This window comes from Paenibacillus sp. EB106-06-01-XG199 (assembly GCF_058791575.1).
Genome location: NZ_JBYTDQ010000002.1, coordinates 981,435 through 1,001,371 on the forward strand (window position 1 = coordinate 981,435; position 19,937 = coordinate 1,001,371).

The 19,937-nt window shown below is 49.6% G+C and carries 18 protein-coding genes and 1 tRNA gene; 6 read left to right on the plus strand and 13 right to left on the minus strand.

The window, feature by feature from the left end:
* Position 1: 1 nt before the first annotated feature.
* The 5 genes from AC3WT9_RS10485 to AC3WT9_RS10505 all read right to left on the minus strand — a co-directional run bounded on the left by AC3WT9_RS10485 (position 2) and on the right by AC3WT9_RS10505 (position 5,531).
* Positions 2 to 1,240, minus strand: a complete 1,239-nt coding sequence (locus AC3WT9_RS10485; RefSeq protein ID WP_341091779.1) for a hypothetical protein — start codon at positions 1,238 to 1,240, stop codon at positions 2 to 4.
* 12 nt (positions 1,241 to 1,252) lie between these two features.
* Entirely contained in the window at positions 1,253 to 2,146 is an 894-nt protein-coding gene (locus AC3WT9_RS10490) for an ABC transporter ATP-binding protein (RefSeq protein ID WP_341091777.1), read from the minus strand.
* Positions 2,147 to 2,205: 59 nt separating this feature from the next.
* The gene (locus tag AC3WT9_RS10495; RefSeq protein ID WP_341378154.1) at positions 2,206 to 2,988 is read right to left on the minus strand and encodes a hypothetical protein; all 783 of its coding nucleotides are present in this window, start codon (positions 2,986 to 2,988) and stop codon (positions 2,206 to 2,208) included.
* Entirely contained in the window at positions 2,924 to 3,523 is a 600-nt protein-coding gene (locus tag AC3WT9_RS10500; protein ID WP_341091773.1) for an RNA polymerase sigma factor, read from the minus strand. The genes AC3WT9_RS10495 and AC3WT9_RS10500 overlap by 65 nt, the downstream gene beginning before the upstream one ends.
* A gap of 301 nt (positions 3,524 to 3,824) precedes the next feature.
* Positions 3,825 to 5,531: a CocE/NonD family hydrolase gene (locus AC3WT9_RS10505; RefSeq protein WP_341091771.1), complete on the minus strand. Its 1,707-nt coding sequence runs from the start codon at positions 5,529 to 5,531 to the stop codon at positions 3,825 to 3,827.
* A 353-nt stretch (positions 5,532 to 5,884) separates the two neighbouring features.
* Here AC3WT9_RS10505 and AC3WT9_RS10510 point away from each other — a divergent pair, with 353 nt between their 5' ends.
* Positions 5,885 to 6,580, plus strand: a complete 696-nt coding sequence (locus AC3WT9_RS10510) for a TetR/AcrR family transcriptional regulator (protein ID WP_341091768.1) — start codon at positions 5,885 to 5,887, stop codon at positions 6,578 to 6,580.
* A 113-nt stretch (positions 6,581 to 6,693) separates the two neighbouring features.
* Here AC3WT9_RS10510 and AC3WT9_RS10515 read toward each other — a convergent pair.
* Together AC3WT9_RS10515 and AC3WT9_RS10520 are read right to left on the minus strand one after the other, a co-directional pair.
* Positions 6,694 to 6,777 (minus strand) — tRNA-Leu (locus AC3WT9_RS10515).
* A gap of 19 nt (positions 6,778 to 6,796) precedes the next feature.
* Entirely contained in the window at positions 6,797 to 7,156 is a 360-nt protein-coding gene (locus tag AC3WT9_RS10520; RefSeq protein WP_341091766.1) for a hypothetical protein, read from the minus strand.
* A 94-nt stretch (positions 7,157 to 7,250) separates the two neighbouring features.
* On the opposite strand from AC3WT9_RS10520, the gene AC3WT9_RS10525 reads away from it, so the two are divergent.
* The 4 genes from AC3WT9_RS10525 to AC3WT9_RS10540 all read left to right on the plus strand — a co-directional run bounded on the left by AC3WT9_RS10525 (position 7,251) and on the right by AC3WT9_RS10540 (position 11,768).
* Positions 7,251 to 8,009, plus strand: a complete 759-nt coding sequence (locus tag AC3WT9_RS10525) for a class I SAM-dependent methyltransferase (RefSeq protein WP_341091765.1) — start codon at positions 7,251 to 7,253, stop codon at positions 8,007 to 8,009.
* 198 nt (positions 8,010 to 8,207) lie between these two features.
* Positions 8,208 to 8,903: a response regulator transcription factor gene (locus AC3WT9_RS10530; RefSeq protein ID WP_341091764.1), complete on the plus strand. Its 696-nt coding sequence runs from the start codon at positions 8,208 to 8,210 to the stop codon at positions 8,901 to 8,903.
* A gap of 2 nt (positions 8,904 to 8,905) precedes the next feature.
* Positions 8,906 to 10,312, plus strand: a complete 1,407-nt coding sequence (locus AC3WT9_RS10535; RefSeq protein WP_341378153.1) for a sensor histidine kinase — start codon at positions 8,906 to 8,908, stop codon at positions 10,310 to 10,312.
* A gap of 112 nt (positions 10,313 to 10,424) precedes the next feature.
* Positions 10,425 to 11,768 carry a family 8 glycosyl hydrolase gene (locus AC3WT9_RS10540; protein WP_342481611.1) on the plus strand — a complete coding sequence of 448 codons (1,344 nt, stop codon included), beginning with the start codon at positions 10,425 to 10,427 and terminating at the stop codon, positions 11,766 to 11,768.
* 39 nt (positions 11,769 to 11,807) lie between these two features.
* Here the strand turns inward: AC3WT9_RS10540 and AC3WT9_RS10545 are convergent, their stop codons facing one another.
* Both AC3WT9_RS10545 and AC3WT9_RS10550 read right to left on the minus strand, forming a co-directional pair.
* Positions 11,808 to 13,055: a CynX/NimT family MFS transporter gene (locus AC3WT9_RS10545; protein WP_341378151.1), complete on the minus strand. Its 1,248-nt coding sequence runs from the start codon at positions 13,053 to 13,055 to the stop codon at positions 11,808 to 11,810.
* 217 nt (positions 13,056 to 13,272) lie between these two features.
* On the minus strand, positions 13,273 to 13,377 hold the full coding sequence (locus AC3WT9_RS10550) for a YjcZ family sporulation protein (protein ID WP_218642530.1): 105 nt from the start codon (positions 13,375 to 13,377) through the stop codon (positions 13,273 to 13,275).
* A 216-nt stretch (positions 13,378 to 13,593) separates the two neighbouring features.
* Here AC3WT9_RS10550 and AC3WT9_RS10555 point away from each other — a divergent pair, with 216 nt between their 5' ends.
* Positions 13,594 to 15,309: an ABC transporter ATP-binding protein gene (locus tag AC3WT9_RS10555; protein ID WP_341378149.1), complete on the plus strand. Its 1,716-nt coding sequence runs from the start codon at positions 13,594 to 13,596 to the stop codon at positions 15,307 to 15,309.
* A gap of 175 nt (positions 15,310 to 15,484) precedes the next feature.
* Here the strand turns inward: AC3WT9_RS10555 and AC3WT9_RS10560 are convergent, their stop codons facing one another.
* The 4 genes from AC3WT9_RS10560 to AC3WT9_RS10575 form a co-directional block, all read right to left on the minus strand.
* Positions 15,485 to 16,366 carry a carbohydrate ABC transporter permease gene (locus tag AC3WT9_RS10560; RefSeq protein ID WP_341091757.1) on the minus strand — a complete coding sequence of 294 codons (882 nt, stop codon included), beginning with the start codon at positions 16,364 to 16,366 and terminating at the stop codon, positions 15,485 to 15,487.
* A 58-nt stretch (positions 16,367 to 16,424) separates the two neighbouring features.
* Positions 16,425 to 17,306 carry a carbohydrate ABC transporter permease gene (locus AC3WT9_RS10565; RefSeq protein ID WP_340899243.1) on the minus strand — a complete coding sequence of 294 codons (882 nt, stop codon included), beginning with the start codon at positions 17,304 to 17,306 and terminating at the stop codon, positions 16,425 to 16,427.
* Between the two features lie 274 nt (positions 17,307 to 17,580).
* The gene (locus tag AC3WT9_RS10570; RefSeq protein WP_341378147.1) at positions 17,581 to 18,897 is read right to left on the minus strand and encodes an ABC transporter substrate-binding protein; all 1,317 of its coding nucleotides are present in this window, start codon (positions 18,895 to 18,897) and stop codon (positions 17,581 to 17,583) included.
* A gap of 157 nt (positions 18,898 to 19,054) precedes the next feature.
* On the minus strand, positions 19,055 to 19,924 hold the full coding sequence (locus AC3WT9_RS10575; RefSeq protein ID WP_341091752.1) for a response regulator transcription factor: 870 nt from the start codon (positions 19,922 to 19,924) through the stop codon (positions 19,055 to 19,057).
* Between the last annotated feature and the right edge of the window lie 13 nt (positions 19,925 to 19,937).

Here is a 19,937-nt window from a genome sequence, read left to right on the forward strand (position 1 = left end):
ATCAAACCACCTGATGGTTTCTGAAGGCGCGATAAGTAAAGGGCAGGAGCAGGACAATAACGATGATTGCAAAGCCTGTAGCGAACTTATAGCTGGGAATCAGCTGTCCAAACACAGAATACACCTCGTATTCGGTTACTCTTGTAATGCCGTCAACCATTTTGCCAGGAAATAGGTTCATCATATGATTGTACAAGCGGCTACTCTTGCTAGCCGGAAAAAACAGCGGGCCAATCAGCAAAATGACAATGAAAATGATAACGGGAAATGGGGTGCTCATCCGGCTGGACAGCCAAAGCGTCACCGCCCCCACGATCAGACAGGCCAGGCTGCCAATGAGAATTGCCCACAAATAGGTCTGAAGCACCGTGAAAGGAACCGGAGCAAAAAGCTTGATCATCTGCACGCTGGCGCTTCCCCCATCAAATCCAAAAATCCCAAGCATCAAGAGAGTATAGATGCCTAATCCCACAGCTAGCAAGCCAAGGGAGACAATCAAGCCGGCTTTTAATTTGGCGGCAATCACCTTATTGCGGCCATAACGGGAGGACAAGATTATTGCATCCGCCCCGCTCTGGTATTCACCGGCAAAGACAGGAGCAAGCCAAATTGCAATCACAAACGCGCTGATCAATAAAACAAACTGCAGGTTCTCGAACACACTCTCCCAGCCGCTTACATAGTCCATTTGGAAGGGGACCGGAATGGACTTATTCATCCGCATAAAAAAAGCATTCTCTTTGGCAGAAGCATTGCCGGGAGTATAATCCCGGTCTATGTACTCTTTCACCTTATCGAGACGTTCCTGATAGAAGGTCTTTGCTGTATTTGGTGTCATGCTGTCGATAATATAATGATCGTATTCACGGGAATGGGAAAAAGCAAACCGGATCAACGTATCAATCTGATAACTCTGCTCTTTGTAGGTTACATAAGCCTCATTTGTGAGCTCCCCCTTCTCGTTAAGGTTTTTCGGATCATGCATGACTTTTTGATGATGCTTGACTGCAGCCGCTATTCTCTCTACCGTGAGCGGTCCGGCAAGCTGGCGGTTGTATTCCTTTCGGAGCGGGATGGCTTCCAGTCCCTTTAGATCATTGCCGTCCTTGTCCGTTATGTACGCACCCGAAACGAGCGCCCATACTCCTAATAAGGCCACGACGATTACAAGTGCTATGCCTATAAAAAATGATTTCCGTCTCATGATCTTTCTGAGCTCAAACCGGGTCAGAATATCCATAAACTGTACCTCCTATTTGACTTCGCCCGCCGCTGCAGCCGATTCATCTTGAAAATGGTATAGAAACAAGTCTTCAAGCGTCGGTGGAACCGAAACTGCATGAGCTGCGGGTTGGACCTTAGAGACAATACGCAGCTCAACCCGGTCCCGCTCATGCCGCAGATTGCTCACACAGTACCGTTCATTCCACACCTCCGCTTCCCTCGCCGGAACATGGCATAACCAGACATTGCCCTCCATCGTAGCTGTCAGCTGCTCTACCGTCCCGCTCATTAACAGTGCACCCCGTTTCATCACCAGAATCTGATCGGCGATATATTCCACATCGGATACAATATGTGTCGACAGGAGGATGATCTTATCGCGGGCCAGATCGGCTATAAGGTTGCGGAAGCGTACCCGTTCCTTGGGATCCAGTCCCGCCGTTGGCTCGTCCAGCACCAGCAGGCGGGGATCATTCAACAGCGCCTGGGCGATACCCAGCCTCTGCTTCATTCCCCCGGAAAAAGTGCGGATTTTCTTGCGGGCTGCCTCCTCCAGAGCTACCATGCGCAGCAGTTCACGGGCTTTTCCCTTCGAAGCCTTCAGGGTCAGCCCTTTCAACGATCCGACGTACCACAGAAACTCTTCCGCGCTGAAATCGGGATAATATCCGAAGTCCTGAGGCATGTAGCCCAGCAGATCGCGGTATTGTTCCCCCATGCGGCCAATCTCCTGGCCGTTCATCTGGATCATCCCCGAGGTCGGACTGAGAATACCGCAGATCATTCGCATCAGCGTTGTTTTACCTGCTCCGTTAGCTCCGAGTAAACCATACACACCACTGGTCAGCCGGGCCGATATGCCGTTCACCGCCTGTTTCGCGGCAAAACGCTTGCTTAGCTCATTTATAGTCAGTTCCAACATGTGATGAACCCTCCTTATTTAATGCTCCCTGTAGCCAAGCGGCCTGCGCCGCGGTAATTTCAAATCAGGCTGGAAGCGGTCTCCAGACTCCGGCAAGTCTTGCGCAAACCGCGTACCTGCAGGGCTATTCCTGCGGTTGTCACCAGCAGCATCGTCTGCCATACTCCCATTGCCGCTGGTTCAAACACCCAAAGGTTGGGGGTAAAGGCAAGTATCATCTGAACCAAAGCCACCATGCCGGCGAAGGTCAGGCAGTAATATCCGCAGCTTGGGGTGCGAACCCGATTGAGCAGCCACAGGCAGCCGAGGCAAGTTAAATTAAAAGGCACCAGCAGATAGATCAGCATGGTTGCAACATCACTATGTATCCAAACACTTAATATCGCAGCCAGCAGGGTCAGACCCAGCAAATCCGCCATCCCCAGCAGACTCATGCGGACCATCGTCAGCTTCTCCAGGAGATGGCGGGTGCTGAGTTCTATCTCCAGCATATTACAGCGAAGCGAACGGGTCAGAGTACGGATTCCAGCCATTACCAGCAGAGGCGAGGATATAGAGACCATCATGACGATTTGCACACTCTCACCCATTTCCTGAAGGGCGTTTCGCAGTAACAGCACCATTCCCAGGACGATCAGCAATTGTACGGCCCATACCTTCCGGCTGATGAAGCGAAGCTGGGCCAGATAGAACTCTCCGAACGACGTTCTCCGCCCGGCTTGTCGCTGGCGCAGCACCTCCACCGCCCCTCTGGCGGTATCTTCAAGATGCTGCCGTTCAATGGGGGGCGTGGGGTAGTTCCTTAGGGCGTTGACGATGGCTTGCTCTGATCTCTTGTTCAACGGCTTCATTCCTTTCCAAGTAGCTTCTTAGTACAGCCAGCCCGCGCTTCACCCGGTACTGCACCATACACACGTTCACTCCTGTTACGCGGGCAATGTCACGGTAGGTCAGATCGAGGCAAAAGCGCATAAACACCAGTTCCCGCTGCGCTTCAGGCAGCAGCTCAAACAGCTCATGCACCAGCTGCTCTCTTTCCACCTGTTCTTCTATAGAGCTGCTTTGCTGTGCACCCCTCCAGTCTGCTGCATCCCCCTCGTCCTCCAGGGATAGCGGCTGTCCCTTCCTTAAATGATCGTTGCATAGATGGCGGGCGATTGTGTATAAGTACGCACGGCATTTTCCGGCGTCAGTATAACGCTCAATATGGCGGCAGAAGCGGTAAAAGGTCTCTTGAGTTAAATCCTTCGCCTCTTCCGCGTTCCGTACCCGCCAGCAGCAATACTTCTGGATGCCAGCGTAGTGCCGCTCTATCAGCGGTGTCAGATACTCGGTTTCCCCCTCCTGAATCCGCCGAATCCATTCCTTTTCATCCACCTCGTCCCCTCCTCTCTAATAGGTATAACTGTTTTTCTGCCGGAAAAAATGAACAGATATTGTGTCATTCTTGTGACGTTATGCAAGACCCGGAGGAACGGATAGGCAAAAAAAGAAGCAGCGGCTAGAAAGCTCACTGCATCTCAAGATTGCTCAAGGATTAAGGTTAGTATGTATTTCCGTTCTCTATACGCGCCAAATCGGTAATTCGCATCATGAACATATGGCAGGGAAGATCTCAATGACATGGAATAAAAAAACTAAAATCTGAGCAAAGATAAGCATATCATGTTAAATCCAGTTAGGGTATGATCGGCAGCAATAAATAAGAATCAAATTCATCCCCTGTATATAGAGTAACGTCTGCTTCCCAAACCCTGTCATCCGCCGTCTGAGTCAGCAGTGCGCAGCCGCTCTGATTCTGGCTGCCAATTTCCAGGAGCAGCCGATTTCCTTTAGATACAACAATCGCGCTATCCCATATCTCTATATCCAAGGGGTAGACTTCCCCGGGAATCAGTTTTTGAATCTCATCGAAGCTGTAGTAGGGCTTATATTCCGCCGATAATTGATCATCTGTTTTACGTAAGGAAGCGCGTAGCCAGCCTTGGCTAATGGGAAATTGATCCGTTAGTGCTCCTGAATTAACTACCTCATTGCCAAGAGGGTCAATGTTGCGCAAAGATACAAAAATATCCATATCATCTGTAGTTGACGATGCCCACAAGCGGAGCTTGATAGGTCCCAGAATCTCTGTTTCGTTCTCGAACGGAGCCGTTTCAAACAGAATACGCTTGGAGTTGTTTTCCTCTCTCGAGAATGCTTTCACCATAAAGGGCCCGGCCCAGTGCCTGGACTCGCGCTCCTTATCGCCATCATAGCAAAGCTGGCTCTTGGCTTGCGGAAGTTCCACTGAAAGCAGCTTTGAGCTTGCATCAAGGTAAAATCGTGTCCATTGGGTACGCTTAAGCGGATACTCATTCTCGTAGCGCCATGTGTAGCTATTACCTCCGCGGGGAATGGCAAGCTTCACCTTCGGCTCCCTCGTTATGCCGGTATCGATTCCCTTGAGCCAATAATCGAGGAATTTTTTCTGCAGCTCACGACCCTGAGCGGTATAGAATTCACCAACATGGCTGCCGATATGAACTTCAAGCCACTTGTGCTCCGATGCTGCATTCTGAAATCCCAGAAAGTTCCCCCGGGTATGCATTCCAGCGCTAAACCAGTTGCTTGCGGATAATAAAGGTACCTCTACTTTGCTTAGATCAGAGAACCGATTCGTCCACGATTGATCACGTAATGGATTGTTTTTGACCATCTCCGGGAAATCAATGCGATTGTCCTGCAGTTGTTCCTCAGAAAGGCTTCCACCGGGATTGTATTGATGTGTCAAAACTCCGTTTTCCCACCAGAATGAAAGAAAGCCGTTTACTTGAATTCCACCCGGATAACAGAAATCCGCATAATAATCTACTGTACCTTCCCAAGGTATGATGCACGCTAAATGTGGAGGTTGTTCGGATGCCACAGCCCATTGGCTCATTGCCAAGTAGGAGATGCCCAGCAGTCCTATCCGTCCATTGCTCCAGGCTTGCGTTCCAGCCCATTCGATTGCATCATAATAATCCTTCTTTAAAGCACTTGATAATATATCAAGCTTCCCTGGAGAATTACCGATACCACGTTCATCTACTCGTAATACAGCATACCCTTGTGGCACCCAATATTCAGGATTTGGTGTTTCCCAGCTAAGTAACGGCCCTTTATCCTGCAAATGGGTATATTCTATTGCAACCGTCGGGTTAGCAGGAGCAAATTGCGAGAAATGCGTATCCTTTCCATACGGACACATCGTCATGATTACTGGAAAATCCCCGTCCGCATTAGGCTGATAAAGATTTGCGGCGAGATAATTCCCATCTCTCATAGGAATCTTAACTTCCTTCCAGGTAAGCTCATAAAAGTGATTACTTCTTTCGTTAGTGTCGATAGGCAGAGGATTCATAGCTTGCCTCCATTTGATAGTTTTTCTTGAAACCAGTTAATCAATAAGCTGTGTTCTCCTGTGTCCTGTTTAATAGCATGTGAACTTTCCTTATAAGATGTGTTGTATATGCCGGATACATTTCCCTCCAAATATTAGTACACATGTACTAAAGCAAGTGTATTCCTACGAGTACACTAATTCAACTCTGATCTTTTTCGAGAAAATCATACTTAGCTGAGAATTCTCGGCAATCATCTCTCGAATCCTTCCATATGCTTAATCAAGCTACTTATTTCGGCTTGTAGGTCCAATTTATGATATAATGCTTTTGATTTCAAGTGCATATCACAAACGCTATAAAGGAGATAGGCATGGATAATAATTTAAGAGATAAGATCCTTGAGACTTCAATTGAATTATTTAATAAAAAAGGATATGCATATGTAACATTGAGGGATATTTCCGATGCGCTAAATATTAGTCCTGGTAATTTGACATACCATTTCAAAAAAAAACAAGACCTCATGATTGGTGTTATGGCAAGGCAATATGAAGAATATCAAAACTTAAATTTCTCTGCGGACGTTTCTATCCAAGGGCTGAATCAGCAGTTTTTAATCCTTAGTGCATTCCGCGAAAAATATTTCTTTTATTTCTCCAGTTTTACAGAATTGCCTAAGCTGTATCCTGAGATCGCTGATATGCAAATTAAGGTTGTTAATGATTTCTATACACTTTTTACCGATACATTTACCATATTTGTTAATAATGGAATTATGAAAGAAGAATTATATGCCGGACAATATGAAGATTTGTCCATTTCTTTATTATCGCTCAATATGTATGGGACACAGGAAATAATTCTTCTCCAAAAATTTCTTCCAAAGCAAAAAAGTGTCTTTTCCATCCTGTGGAGCCTTATATTGCCTCATTTAACAAGAGAAGGGACGGACATGTATAATCGGATGACACAGGTCGATAAAACGCCTCCCCCACAACTATACTGCCAGCAAGATAAACCGAACGGAGGCTTGAAAGGGTCAACATGTGACCCCAAAGGTACGTAAGATCTGACTAAGACGCTAGACACCCATTTTCATTATTCGAGCGGCACAACCATACCCTGCAAAACACAAAATAAAAAACCCTTCCGAAGAAGGGTTTGATTTGTAAACTATGATGCGGTCAAGAGGACTCGAACCTCCACGATATTGCTATCACTGGCACCTGAAGCCAGCGCGTCTGCCAATTCCGCCATGACCGCGTATTATGTATGCAGCGATTTAATCACCGTAATTAAGAATATACTCCCTTTTAATGTAATATGCAAGTTTTATTTTCGAAGCATTTCTGACTTTGGCTAATCCGGCTACCATTCTAAGCTTCATGGCGCTCGCAGCTTCTCTTGGAAATACTGTCGGGTCTTCCCTGTTCCTCCCGGCAGGAATTGTGCTCGGCTCCTGCTGCTGGTGGCTGCTGTTATCTGCTATTATCTGCTGGATCAGCGGCAGACTGCCTGATGCCTTCATTCGATCTTTGAGCCTGATCTCATCGGTCAGCCTGATCCTGTTCAGCTTATACGGTAGCTGCTCTGCCTTATTCGAAGCAGGGGGGTGAATCCGGTTGAAACTGATGATAGGCATAACCAATAAACTCTATTCGATTTATATATTTCACTTATAAGATAACGCATGATACAACAGAAGTATTCCTGTTTGACCTGAAAGGAGACTTCTGATGAATCAGCAATGGAATACCGGAACCTATGATACGGATATGGCCTTTGTATCCCGCTTCGGGGAATCTTTAATTCATCTGCTGCAGCCGCAGCCGGGCGAACGAATTCTCGATTGGGGCTGCGGCACTGGAGATTTGGCCGCTGCCATCGCTGATCATGGGGCAGCTGTTACAGGGATTGATGCATCCCCTGAGATGATAAGCGCTGCCCGCAGCAAACATCCGCAGCTGGAATTTGTGCTGGCGGATGGCCAGTCCTATTGTGCAGATGTTCCCGCCGACGCCGTCTTCAGCAATGCTGCTCTGCATTGGCTGCAGGATGCGCAAGGGGCCGCTGCAAGCATTGCCGCCAGCCTGCGGACCGGAGGGCGGTTCATTGCCGAATTCGGCGGGCAAGGAAACATCGCCTCGGTCGTTAACGGTCTGCCGCGTGCTTTTGCCGCCATCGGGTGCAGCGGCAAGCTGAAGCTGCCCTGGTATTTCCCCAGCATCGGGGAATACTCGTCACTCCTGGAACGGAACGGGATGACCGTTGAACTTGCCCTATGCTTCGGCCGGCCAACACCGCTTGCCGGTGGTGAGCAGGGTTTCACCCGTTGGCTGAACACCTTTGCGGATGGAATTCTGAGCGTGCTCAGCAGCCCGCAGCGTGAGGATGTGCTGGCTTTCATGGAAAAGGAGCTGAAGCCCGTTCTGTTCCAAGAAGGCGGCTGGATCATGGATTACCGCAGAATCCGGATTGCCGCCAAGAAGCATTAAGAAACAAAGAGCGCACCGGAGGTTATTTTCCGGTGCGCTCTTTGTTTCTTCATACCCGCATACCGTTTCTTCTTTGCCTGTTGCTCCCCATTCTCGTCTTGGGATCGGGGGACATTATATCCCTTTCCACGATTATTAGCTACAATAAAGACGCAACTAAGCTTTGCTGATAAGTTACGTGAGCGAGGAGGATTTCCGATGAGTCAAACAATACTGATAGTAGACGATGAAAGAGAGGTCGTCGATTTGTTGAAATTGTATATAGAGAACGAAGGATACCATGTGCTTGAGGCTTTTGACGGGAAGGAAGCTCTGGAAATCGTACAAAATCACACCATTCATTTAATTGTGCTGGATATCATGATGCCTGAATGTGACGGATTTCAGGTCGTGAAGGAATTGCGCCAGTCCTTGTCGGTACCGGTTATTCTGCTGTCTGCGCGTGTGCAGGATCATGATAAAATTCTGGGACTCAAAATTGGTGCTGACGATTATATCACAAAGCCCTTCAATCCATTGGAGGTTGTGGCGCGAATAGAAGCCCAGTTAAGAAGAAATCAATATGTCCAAACGGAGACTACTGCAGCTTCCGAGCTGGTGGAGATTGGCGGACTGGTCCTTGATAAAGCCGGATGCCTATTGTACAAAAACGGGCAACTGACAACGCTGACTTCCATTGAGTATAAATTGCTGCTTCATTTTATGGAGAATCCGGGGCGGGTATTTACGAAGCGGCAGCTCCTTGACAGTGTCTGGCAGCAGTGGTTTGGCGACGACAACACCCTGTTGGTGTACATAAGCAAGCTGCGCGATAAAATCGAAGATGAGCCAAGGAAACCGGTCTATTTAACAACGATCCGGGGGCTTGGCTACAGATTTGAAAAGAGATGCTGAGGATGTGCCGGAGAAACACAGGCGTCCGGACGATGCTGCGTATTCATTACTTCCTCTTGGTCATCGTCATCAGTGTCATTGGAATCCTTAGTATATTATATGCATCCAAAGGAGCTGACCAGAGCTACGCAGAGACAGAGATGGATGTGGTGACGGCACAGAATTTGGTGGATGCAAATAATGATGCCGAGAGATTGAACTCCTTGTTTGATGATATCAAGAAAGTCAACGGGTGGATCGAAGTTCTGGATTCCCGGAAACTGATTACGCAATATATCGGGACGCCCCTGGACAAGTCCACACCGGAGTTGATGCTGCTGGACAAAGACCCGGAGTATGCCCCTTATATCAGCTCAGTTGCTTCTTTTTTGCGAAAAGGAGTTTTGTATACCTATGTCGTGAAGATCCCTGTTGATCAGTTGGAAGTGAGCATCTGGAGCAAACAGAGCGGCACCCTACGGGATAAGCACATTCAACGTTATAACGCCCAAGCTGTACTTGGATTTATCCTCCTCTCCACCATTGTTATTTTTGTATACAGTAGATGGACAGCAAGAAAAATAAGTGATCCGCTGGCAAAGATTGCCGGAGGGATTGACCGCTTAAAAGCAGGTGATTATACAGTTCGCCTTGATTTTAAGCTGGAAAGCGAATTTCTGCAAATCCGTGATACCTTGAATGGTATGGCTGAGAAGCTCGAACGGGCCGGCGAACAAAAAAAGCGGATGGAACTGGACAGGCAGAGAATGCTGGCCGATATTTCCCATGACCTGAAAACACCCATCTCCACCTTATACGGTTATGCAAAAGCGCTGCATGAAGGAATGGTGAAAGATGCAGACAAGCAAAAAAGCTATCTGCAGTCCATCTATAATAAAGCCAAACGGGTGAATGCCCTGCTGGATACATTGTTTGAGATGACACAGCTTGACCATCCTGAATTTATTTTGGACAAAAAAGAACAGGACATCGGTGAATGTATGCGTGAAACCATACTGGACCATCTCTCGGAAATCGAGGACAAGGGGATTGAACTGGAGGTGGGAATACCTGAAGCAGTGGTGCTCTATCCTTTCGACCGAAAGCAAATGGGACGTGTATTCAGCAACCTGATCGCAAATGCGGTGCGCTACAATCCGGCAGGCACCCGCTTGCGGATCACTTTGGAGGTTCAGCCTGACGGCCTCTACCTGGAGTTCGCAGACAACGGGAACGGGATTCCCGCGCACACGCAATCCATTATTTTCGAACCCTTCGTCAGAGGGGACAAGGCCCGGTCCAATGACGGAGGTACAGGCCTGGGGCTGGCGATCGCCCAAAAAATTGTCCATCTGCATCAAGGTTCAATTCAGCTCCTGGGTACAACAGAAGAAACTACGATCTTCCACATCTTTCTTCCCCAAATTTAAGGCTACATTAAGTTTCGTTTTAGAATCGCGAAAGTCTGGTCTGTTATGTTTAGGCTGTGAATCATACAACCATGAGCCTACCACCTATTTTGAGTAAGGGGAGTTGATGTTATTGTTCAAGCGGATTCTTTCAACTGTAACCGTTCTATCGTGTTTGGCCTTTTCGTTGCAGGCTGAAGCGGCAGAAGCACCTCAGCCTCTATTTTCCGGGGAAGTCTCGTCCTCTGCCGTACAAGCCATGCACCCCTTCCCGGAACATGAGCAATACCAGGCGGGTACCATCAAGCCCAACTATGTTTCCCAAAACCAGCTGGATGACGAGGTGCGTAAAAAATATGATGAATGGAAAACGAGATATTTAAAAAAACATCCCAAAAAATCGGATCAATACTACGTTTTCTACAACCTGGAAAAGGAAGCTGCCCCGGATAATGCCGTATCCTGCTCGGAGGGTCACGGTTATGGCATGTTAATCTCCGCCTTGATGGCCGGTCACGACCCGCTGGCAAAAGATTATTTTGACGGTCTCTATCGGTTCTATAAAGCGCATCCAAGCGTAAATAACCCGGCCTTAATGGCCTGGCAGCAGATTAAGACCGGTGCGGGAGATATTATTGACACACCGCCTAGCGACAGCGATGATGGAAGCCGTTCTGCTACTGATGGAGACATGGATATCGCCTATGCATTGCTGCTCGCGGACAAGCAGTGGGGAAGCAGCGGCCCAATTGATTACTTGAGCGAGGGCAAGGCAGCCATAGCTGCGATCATGAAAGAAGATGTGAATCAGCAGAAATGGAGCTTGAAATTCGGCGATTGGGTAGAAAATAGCGATCCCGATTACGGCCTTGCCACCCGTCCCTCCGACTTTATGTTGAGCCATCTTCGGGCATTCGGGAATGCTGCCGGTGATCCCAACTGGGCTAAAGTCGCTGACAACACTTACGGGATTATCCAAACGATCTCCACTAAATACAGCCCCTCCACCGGCTTACTCCCTGATTTTGTGGTATGGAGTAACAGGGGTTACGCCCCTTCGCCTCCAAATCTTCTGGAAACAGACAGGGACGGGTACTTTAGCTGGAATGCGGCACGGGTTCCATGGAGAGTTCCTGTCGATTATTTACTTTCAGGAGATACGCGCGCATTGAACCAGACAAAGCTAACGAATGCATGGATATCCAAAAAAACAAATGGCAATCCAAGCAAAATTGTAGCAGGATACAAATTGAACGGTGATCCGCTTGACGACAACGATCCCGCAATTGCCTTTTCCGCACCGTTTGCAGTTAGCGCCATGGTAGACTCCAGCAATCAAAATTGGCTGAATGCACTATGGAAAAGTATTGTCAATGCGCCGACATCGTCCAATTCCTACTATGGCAACAGCATTAGATTGCTCTGCATGATTACAATTTCCGGAAATTGGTGGGACCCCACTGACGCAAGTAATTAAGACATTAGGCAGATTGTCACAGCACAACAGAACCCGCCGTTATTTGGCGGGTTCTGTTGCATCTCCTACATATCGGCTGCTTCCGGCTCCCAGCCCCGCCACAAGCAGCAGAACACTTGCTGCTGCGAGCAGTGCCAACGGACCGTTCCAGCTGTTCGTAGCGTCATGAAGCAGCCCGAACAGTGCCGGTCCCATGGCTGCCAGCAGATAGCCGATCGACTGGGCCATTCCCGACAGCTCGCTTGCCTCCTGAGTGCTGCGGGTGCGCAAGCTGAAGAACATCATTGCCAGTCCAAAGGCAAAACCTCCGGCAATGCCGATACAGATCGCCCATACCGGCATCCATGCGCTGCTGCCGAACCAAACGCCGGAGATTCCGGCCATGAACAAAACAGCCGTAATGACAACCAGCCCCCGCTGGTTCTTCAGTTTGCCTGCCCATAAAGGAACAAAAAAAGTAAACGGCAGCTGGGCCAGCTGCAGCAGTGAAAGGATCCAGCCCGCATGGCTGGAGGACATGCCCCGCTCACCGAGAATGACCGAGAACCAGGCAATCAGAACGTAATAAAGCAGAGATTGCAGGCCCATAAATAAGGTAACCTGCCAGGCGAGCGGCGAACGCCACATTTTCCCTGCTGAACCGGGCGTGCTTGTTCCGCTGCCTTGGCCCAGGCTCTTCATCTGCGGAATCCAGAATAGAGTGGCCAGTGCAGCGACAATGAACCATAGGGCAAGTGTGCCCCGCCACCCGAGCCCTGCCTGGTCCGCTATCGGAACACTAATACCGGAAGCCACCGCTGCGCATAAATTCATCGAAACCGTATAAATCCCGGTTAGAAGACCGATACGTCCGGGAAACTTGCCCTTGATCAGTCCCGGCAGCAGCACATTGCACACCGCAATCGACAGCCCGATGATTGCGGTGCCTGCGAACAATGTGAGGGTTCCCGAGGCGGAACGGATCAGGATTCCCATCGACAATGCCAGCAGCGCCAGCATTAGCACGTTGGCAAGGCCAAAACGGCGGGCGAGCTGCGGAGCAAATGGGGACAGCAGCGCAAAAGCGAGCAGCGGAAGTGTAGTTATTGCTCCGGCAAGTGTATTGGATAATCCCAGATCATCGCGGATCATCTCCAGCAACGGTCCGACAGAGGTGAACGGGGCCCGCAGCGCCGCTGCGACAAAAACAATGCCGACCACGAGCAGAATACGTTTAGATCCGGCGTTTCCTTGGGATAAGGTGGATAATGAAGTCTGAATCTTGCGGTCTTCTTGCCTTGCTTTCATGAGGCTCCTCCTGATTGCAGCGAAAAAATCCGTTAAGCACCGGGCTTGTACGGAAATGAAGCTGTTTTATGTATCACACTTTGTTACATTATACCCCCTTATGTATGCCGGCGCACAGCTTCTTGGATTCTTAGGATAGCTTAACTATACGGCCTTCCATCTGAAAAGCGGCCGGTCCAAAAGGACCGGCCGCTTTGCTGAAGATTAATTCAGCTGATTATACCCAGAGAGATTTAGTGATGATTACGAGCAGGATGAACAACACCAGAATCGCTCCAGTGGAAGTGAAAGCACCGCCGTATCCTCCAACATTTTCGCTCATGTTAACTCCTCCTTTATACTTGAATACTTTTAAAATATGTGGAAATATCCAGTCTGGTCTGGGTGAAACGACAAGAACTTACTCACTTCCCCTGCAATTTAAATTATTCTTGCGGTTGACAAATCGGACAACCCTCTTTAGTATCCTAAGAATAAAGGTAGTTGAGAATCACTCTCAACTAGAATACATAACATTACAGAAAAGAGTGAACAAGAGATGCTGCGTCGTTTTTTTTCCTATTATCGTCCTTATAAGAAGCTGTTTGTTCTCGACTTCACCTGTGCGGTGGGTGCGGGGCTTTTAGAGCTGGCCTTTCCGGTGGCCGTGAATAAATTTATTGATGATCTGCTCCCCGGACAAGACTGGTCGTTAATTCTGATCGCCAGCATTGCCCTGCTTGCCATCTACGCTCTTAATACCGCAATGAATTATGTTGTCACCTATTGGGGGCACATGCTGGGAATAAACATTGAAACAGATATGCGCAAAAAGATGTTTGATCATATCCAGAAGCTCTCCTTCCGCTTCTTCGATAACAATAAAACCGGGCATTTGCTCGGTAGGATTACCAATGATTTGAACGATATCGGCGAGGTGGCGCATCACGGTCCTGAGGATGTGTTCATTGCCGTGATGACGCTGATCGGAGCCTTTATCCTGATGGCCGATATCAATCTGAAGCTGGCCGTGATCACGTTCATTATCGTGCCGATTATGGCTTGGGTCATCATCCATTTTGGACGCAGCATGACCTCTACCTACCACCGGCTATTCGGCAACGTAGGCAATTTCAATGCCCGGATCGAGGACAATGTCGGGGGAATCCGCGTGGTGCAATCCTTTGCCAATGAAGAATATGAAAAAGAACTGTTCGCTGTTGATAACCAAATGTTCCGCCAGACCAAATTGATGGCCTACAAGCTGATGGCCAAAAGCTCGTCAGTCAGTTATATGATGACACGCCTGATTACAATTGTGGTCATGGTCTGCGGCGCCTGGTTCTTTATTCAGGGAGAGCTGGAGATCGGGGAGTTTGTTGCTTTCATCCTGTTGTCCAATGTCTTTTTCCGGCCGATTGAGAAAATCAATGCCGTTATCGAGAGCTATCCGAAAGGTATTGCCGGGTTCAAGCGTTATCTTGAGGTGATTGATACAGAGCCGGATATCGCCGATAAGCCGGGTGCGGTGGAAGTCGGTTCGCTGCGCGGAGATATTATCTTCGGAAACGTCAGCTTCGGCTATGACGACAATCGTTCGGTACTGCAGGAGATCAGCCTGAAGGTCAACGCCGGGGATACGATTGCTTTTGTCGGCCCTTCCGGCGCGGGCAAAACCACAATCTGCAGCCTGCTGCCCCGCTTCTATGACGTCACCGGCGGCAGCATCTCCATCGACGGAATAGACATCCGTGACATGAAGCTGAATTCGCTGCGCAAGCAAATCGGGATTGTGCAGCAGGACGTCTTCCTGTTCTCCGGCACAATCCGTGAGAATATCGCCTACGGCAAGCTGGATGCGGAGCTTCCGGAAATCTGGGAAGCTGCCAAACGCGCCCACCTGGAAGAGCTGATTAGCAGCCTGCCGGATGGCATGGATACAGTGATCGGGGAACGCGGCGTGAAACTGTCCGGGGGACAAAAGCAGCGCCTGGCCATCGCAAGAATGTTCCTTAAGAACCCTCCAATCCTGATTCTGGATGAAGCCACCTCGGCGCTGGATACGGAAACAGAAGCCGCCATCCAGCAGTCGCTGGCTGACCTGTCGGTGGGCCGTACCACCCTTGTGATTGCCCACCGTCTCACGACGATCAAAAATGCTGACCGGATTATTGTTGTAAACGAAGACGGCATCTCCGAGGAAGGCCGCCACGAAGAGCTGGTCAACGCCGGAGGCACTTACAGCCGCCTGTACCAGGCGCAGTATAATGCGTAAAACGCAGAGAATGAAATAAATGCTCAAGGAAACAATAGCGCAACGTAAGGCCGAGAATTGTCCTATGCAGGAATGATAGGACATAGGACATCATGCAGAAATAAGAACAACCTTCCGCTCTACAGCCCTATGGGCTGATTGCGGAAGGTTGTTCTGCGTTTACCTGCCTCTTTCCCTACCCCTTCACTGCACTGCCGGCCACTCCTTGAATAATGTACCTCTGCCCCAGCAGAAAAACGATAATCATCGGAATAATGCCTGCTGTTGCTGCCGCCATCATGCCGTTGTAGTCTACGTTGTTCTCAAGAATGAAATTTTGCAGGCCAAGAGGAACGGTATATAAATCCTTATCTAGCAGGAAAACCAGCGCATTCTCGTAATCATTCCAGTGCCAGGAAAAGTCGATGACTGCAAGAGTAGCCAGGGCGGGCTTGGCCAGCGGCAGCACCAGCCGGAAAAAGATCCGGAAATGCCCTGCCCCGTCGATAAATGCCGCTTCAGAAATTTCCGCGGGTACGGACAGGAAGAACTGGCGCAGCATAAACACTCCAAAGATCGTGAACATGCCGGGCAGAATCAGCGCCCAATGTGTATTATAGATGCCCGCCCAATCAAACATCAGAAACTTCGGCACGAACAGCACCTGCGGCGGAACCATCATCATCGACAGGTAGACCAGGAACAGCGGCTCCCGCCCCTTGAACTGAATCCGGGCAAACCCGTAAGCGGCAAAAGCAGAGAAGAACACTGCACCGGCCGTGCTGATCAGCGATATTTTCAGCGAGTTCAGGTAATAGGTAATAAAGCTGTCATTCCCGCTCCACACCTTGATATGATGCTCCCAATTCAAGCTGGAAGGAATCCACTGAACCGGATATTTGAACACATCCGCAGGTGACTTAAACGAAGTGCTGATCATCCAGATAAAAGGCACAATCATCAGCAGGGCGAAACCGGACATCACAAGGGTAGCAATGATTTTGCGGATATTGACGGAAGAATCAGCCTTGATCTCCTGCAGGTAAGGCGCTGCCGGTCTAATCGTTGTTTTTTGCATCGGAAATCCTCCTGAAAATTTGGTGGCGAAGCCATCACCCGGACGCTGAACTGTCCACTCAGTAATGGACCCAGCGTTTTTGGCCAACCCACTGGAACACGGTGAAGATCATGATAATCGCGAAGAGCGCCCAGCTTATGGCGGCGGCATAACCCATCTCGTAATAGCGGAAGGCATTCTGATAAATGAACAGCGACAGCACCGTTGTGCTGTTTCCCGGCCCTCCCTGGGTGATCGCCTGAATGATGCCGAAGTTCTTGATCGTCATGATCAGCCCGGTGATCAGCAGCAGAAAGGTTGTAGGACTCACCAGCGGCCAGACTATACGGCGGATGCTCTGCCAAGGACGGGCTCCGTCGATTCTGGCGGCTTCCATCAGCTCTTCGGGAATTTCCTGCAGGGCTGCCAGAAAAATAATCATGTTGTAGCCCAGCATGAACCAGATCCAGATGATGTCAATCGCATACATCGAGGTTTCCGTCGTGGACAGCCACCCTGGCGGATGGTTAATGCCAATACCGCGCAGGAATCCGTTAATCGGACCCGAGGTCGGCTGGAACAGCAGCATCCAGACAAATGCAATAGCTACGCCGCTGGTAATGTAAGGCATGAAATAAAGCGCCCGCAGCGTTTTTTGAAAATAAACAGATTTGTTCAGAATAACCGCCACTATAAAAGCCAGCAGAATCGACACCGGAACGGCCAGCAGAAAGATAAGCGTATTCTTCAGTGCCACATAAAAAAGCTCGTCTCCCAGCATCCTCGAAATGTTGTCCAGACCGACAAAATGAATCTCCGGGTCCATAAATTTGTAATCGGTGAACATCAGATAAAACGAATAGGCGGCCGGTATAATAAAAAACAACAGGACCCCGAGCATATTCGGTCCGATAAACAGATAGCCGAGCCTGCTCTGCCGCTTCATCCATGATTTGTTCATTGTTCCCCCACTCCTTAGCTGTATGATCTCGACCTAAGCATAACAAGCCTGACGGCGGCTTTTAAGGAACATAACCACCGAATGGATATCACAGAATTACTTATTTTGCAGCTTGTTTGCTTAGGGGCATGCGGATGGAAATGTTCTATTCGTGGACAAGTGGAAACGGCTTCGCCGTCCTCAAAAGGACGGTATCCGTTTCAGCGAGAAATAGAAGTTTAAAAAAACCGCTCCCCATAAGGGAACGGTTCTATGCAGCACAACCGGCAGCGGCTTACTGATTCTGCTTCAGCCATTCATTGTGGCGTTTGACCATACTCTGTACCGTTTGTTCCGCGGTCTGGCTGCCAAGAAAATATTTCTCGTATTCCTGGGCGCGCATATCTACGATTTCCTGGGCGATGCTGCGGACAAAGGTTGGCGTCTTATCGCCGTAGAGCACGAACTGAAGCGAAGCTTTATCATAGGTGTCCGCATGCTCGCCGAGCAGATGGGTGATCGCGGTCTGCTGGTCCACCGCATTGGAGGAAGGCAGGCGGCCTCCGGCCGCCATCGGAATCATGCCGCCGTCGGCATACCATTTCAGGAACTCCCAGGCCGCTTGTTTATTTTTGGATTTGGCGTTGATGGAGATGAAGTCGCCCAGTCCGCCGCTTTTGACGAAATCCGCTTCATTATCCGCCAGCCTTGGAACGGGAGCAAAGGCGATGGTGAACTCACGCGGAAAATCCGTCATATTGTTGGAGCTGCGGATCAGCCATTCCCCAATGTTGATCATCGCTGATTCTCCGCCGAGGAACATGTTCTCCACAGGCATCTTGGAGGTCAGCTGCTCGCCAAGCGGCGGGGTGGTGGCATCCTCCTGCATCATTCCGTTCAGCGTTTCAAGCCATTTGATGATCAGCGGATCATCAAGGTTAGAGCTGCCATCCGCCTTGACATAACCGTTCTTCACGAGAACGGAATCCAGCGGATCAACCAGCGAGGCCGTATGCTGCACCAGCCCGTACTTGAACCCCTCCGCCTTCAGCTTGGCGGCATATTCTCTTGCTTCATCCCAGGTCCATGCCGTTGGTAAGGCCAGCCCGGCTTTATCGAGCGCATCCTTGTTCAAGGCAAAAAACAAAGCATTCTTTTTGGTTGGCATCCCGTAGTATTTATCGTCTATTTTCCAGGTAGCAGCATCCGCACCCATTTTCTCGTCGATGTTGTAGTCGCTGAATTCGCCGAGGTCGAGGGCAGTGCCGCCCTTGATGCGTTTATCCAGATTGGTCAGAGTATAATTGACGAACAGATCGACGTTCTGCCCCGTCGAGAGTGCGGTATCAAGCTTCAGGTTGCCGTCATCATCATTGACAAAACGTACGTATTCGACCTGAATCTCAGGATGCTCCGCATTCCAGGTATCCACAACCTCCTGTGGTCCGTTCTCCGGCGGAACGGCACCCCACATGGTTAACTTCACCGCTTTGCTGCCTTCATTCCCCTGCGCTTCTCCACCGGTGTTATTTTTGTTTCCTCCGCATCCGCCCAGTATCCCAAGCATCAGCACGCATGCCGCCAGCAGGGTCAACCCTTTTTTAGTTTTCATCGTTTCTGTCTGCCTCCCCGTTTATGTTATGGATTGTGCTTCCCTTACATCCTAGCAGGGACGCTGGAGGCATTTTAGATACAAATCCACCATCCTGGCGGAACAAATATACGGAATTTGAGCAGGGACCGGGCAAAAATGCTCACACATATTTCTTCTATTCCTCACGGTGGCGGTATTGGCTCGGGGTGCATCCGGTCCAGCGCTTAAAGATTTTGATGAAATAGTTATCGCTCGGAAAGCCCACCCGATGCCCCACCTCATGCACAGGCAGATCGGTCTCCCGCAAAAACACTGCCGCTTTCTCCATCCGCACACCGTGCAGATAATGGATCAGTGTATGCCCGGTTTTCTTTTTGAATAAGGCGCTGATATAATTCTCTCCCATCATTACATAGCGGGACATAGACTTGACTGTAATATCGCGGTCATAATGCTCTCCGATATATTCAATGATCTTGCTAATCTCCGGATGCGAAACAACAGGCCCGGACAGGGACCCGAAGCCGGACAGCGGCTGATTTTTCACCTCATCTTCAGGAAAAGCCGCACCCGGTCCGGGGTTAGCGGTGTCAGGTGCTTCCGCAGAAGCTGCAACAACCGCTGGAATCCCGTCTGCCTCCAAAAGAGCAACATTCCGGTGACTGCCGGCACTCAGCTCGGCGCTAACCTTGCGCAGCGTATCCCGCAATGAACCTACGCTCATTGACAGCTTGAGAATATAATTGGAGGCCCCGTATTCCATCGCTTGGCGGACATATTCGAACTCTCCCATGCAGGTCAGCATAATAAATTTCGTATTCAGACCCGCTTGACGGGTCTGCTTCAACAACTCAATGCCGTTCAGACCAGGCATCACGATATCCGCGAGCACCAGATCAGGTTTATCCCGCGTGATTAGTTCCAGCGCTTCGGTCCCGTTGCCGGACTCGCCGATAACCATGAAGCCGAGCTCCTCCCAGGAAATTATCTCCCGCACCGACTCTCTTACGAATACCTCATCCTCCACCAGCAGTACGCTCCACATGAGACCTTCCTCC

Coding starts and splice junctions, on each gene's coding strand:
- AC3WT9_RS10485 (WP_341091779.1), bottom strand. CDS start 1,240: ATGGATATTCTGACCCGGTTTGAGCTCAGAAAGATCATGAGACGGAAA.
- AC3WT9_RS10490 (WP_341091777.1), bottom strand. CDS start 2,146: ATGTTGGAACTGACTATAAATGAGCTAAGCAAGCGTTTTGCCGCGAAA.
- AC3WT9_RS10505 (WP_341091771.1), bottom strand. CDS start 5,531: ATGAATCCTCTGCCTATCGACACTAACGAAAGAAGTAATCACTTTTAT.
- AC3WT9_RS10510 (WP_341091768.1), top strand. CDS start 5,885: ATGGATAATAATTTAAGAGATAAGATCCTTGAGACTTCAATTGAATTA.
- AC3WT9_RS10520 (WP_341091766.1), bottom strand. CDS start 7,156: ATGCCTATCATCAGTTTCAACCGGATTCACCCCCCTGCTTCGAATAAG.
- AC3WT9_RS10525 (WP_341091765.1), top strand. CDS start 7,251: ATGAATCAGCAATGGAATACCGGAACCTATGATACGGATATGGCCTTT.
- AC3WT9_RS10530 (WP_341091764.1), top strand. CDS start 8,208: ATGAGTCAAACAATACTGATAGTAGACGATGAAAGAGAGGTCGTCGAT.
- AC3WT9_RS10535 (WP_341378153.1), top strand. CDS start 8,906: ATGTGCCGGAGAAACACAGGCGTCCGGACGATGCTGCGTATTCATTAC.
- AC3WT9_RS10545 (WP_341378151.1), bottom strand. CDS start 13,055: ATGAAAGCAAGGCAAGAAGACCGCAAGATTCAGACTTCATTATCCACC.
- AC3WT9_RS10550 (WP_218642530.1), bottom strand. CDS start 13,377: ATGAGCGAAAATGTTGGAGGATACGGCGGTGCTTTCACTTCCACTGGA.
- AC3WT9_RS10555 (WP_341378149.1), top strand. CDS start 13,594: ATGCTGCGTCGTTTTTTTTCCTATTATCGTCCTTATAAGAAGCTGTTT.
- AC3WT9_RS10560 (WP_341091757.1), bottom strand. CDS start 16,366: ATGCAAAAAACAACGATTAGACCGGCAGCGCCTTACCTGCAGGAGATC.
- AC3WT9_RS10565 (WP_340899243.1), bottom strand. CDS start 17,306: ATGAACAAATCATGGATGAAGCGGCAGAGCAGGCTCGGCTATCTGTTT.
- AC3WT9_RS10570 (WP_341378147.1), bottom strand. CDS start 18,897: ATGAAAACTAAAAAAGGGTTGACCCTGCTGGCGGCATGCGTGCTGATG.
- AC3WT9_RS10575 (WP_341091752.1), bottom strand. CDS start 19,924: ATGTGGAGCGTACTGCTGGTGGAGGATGAGGTATTCGTAAGAGAGTCG.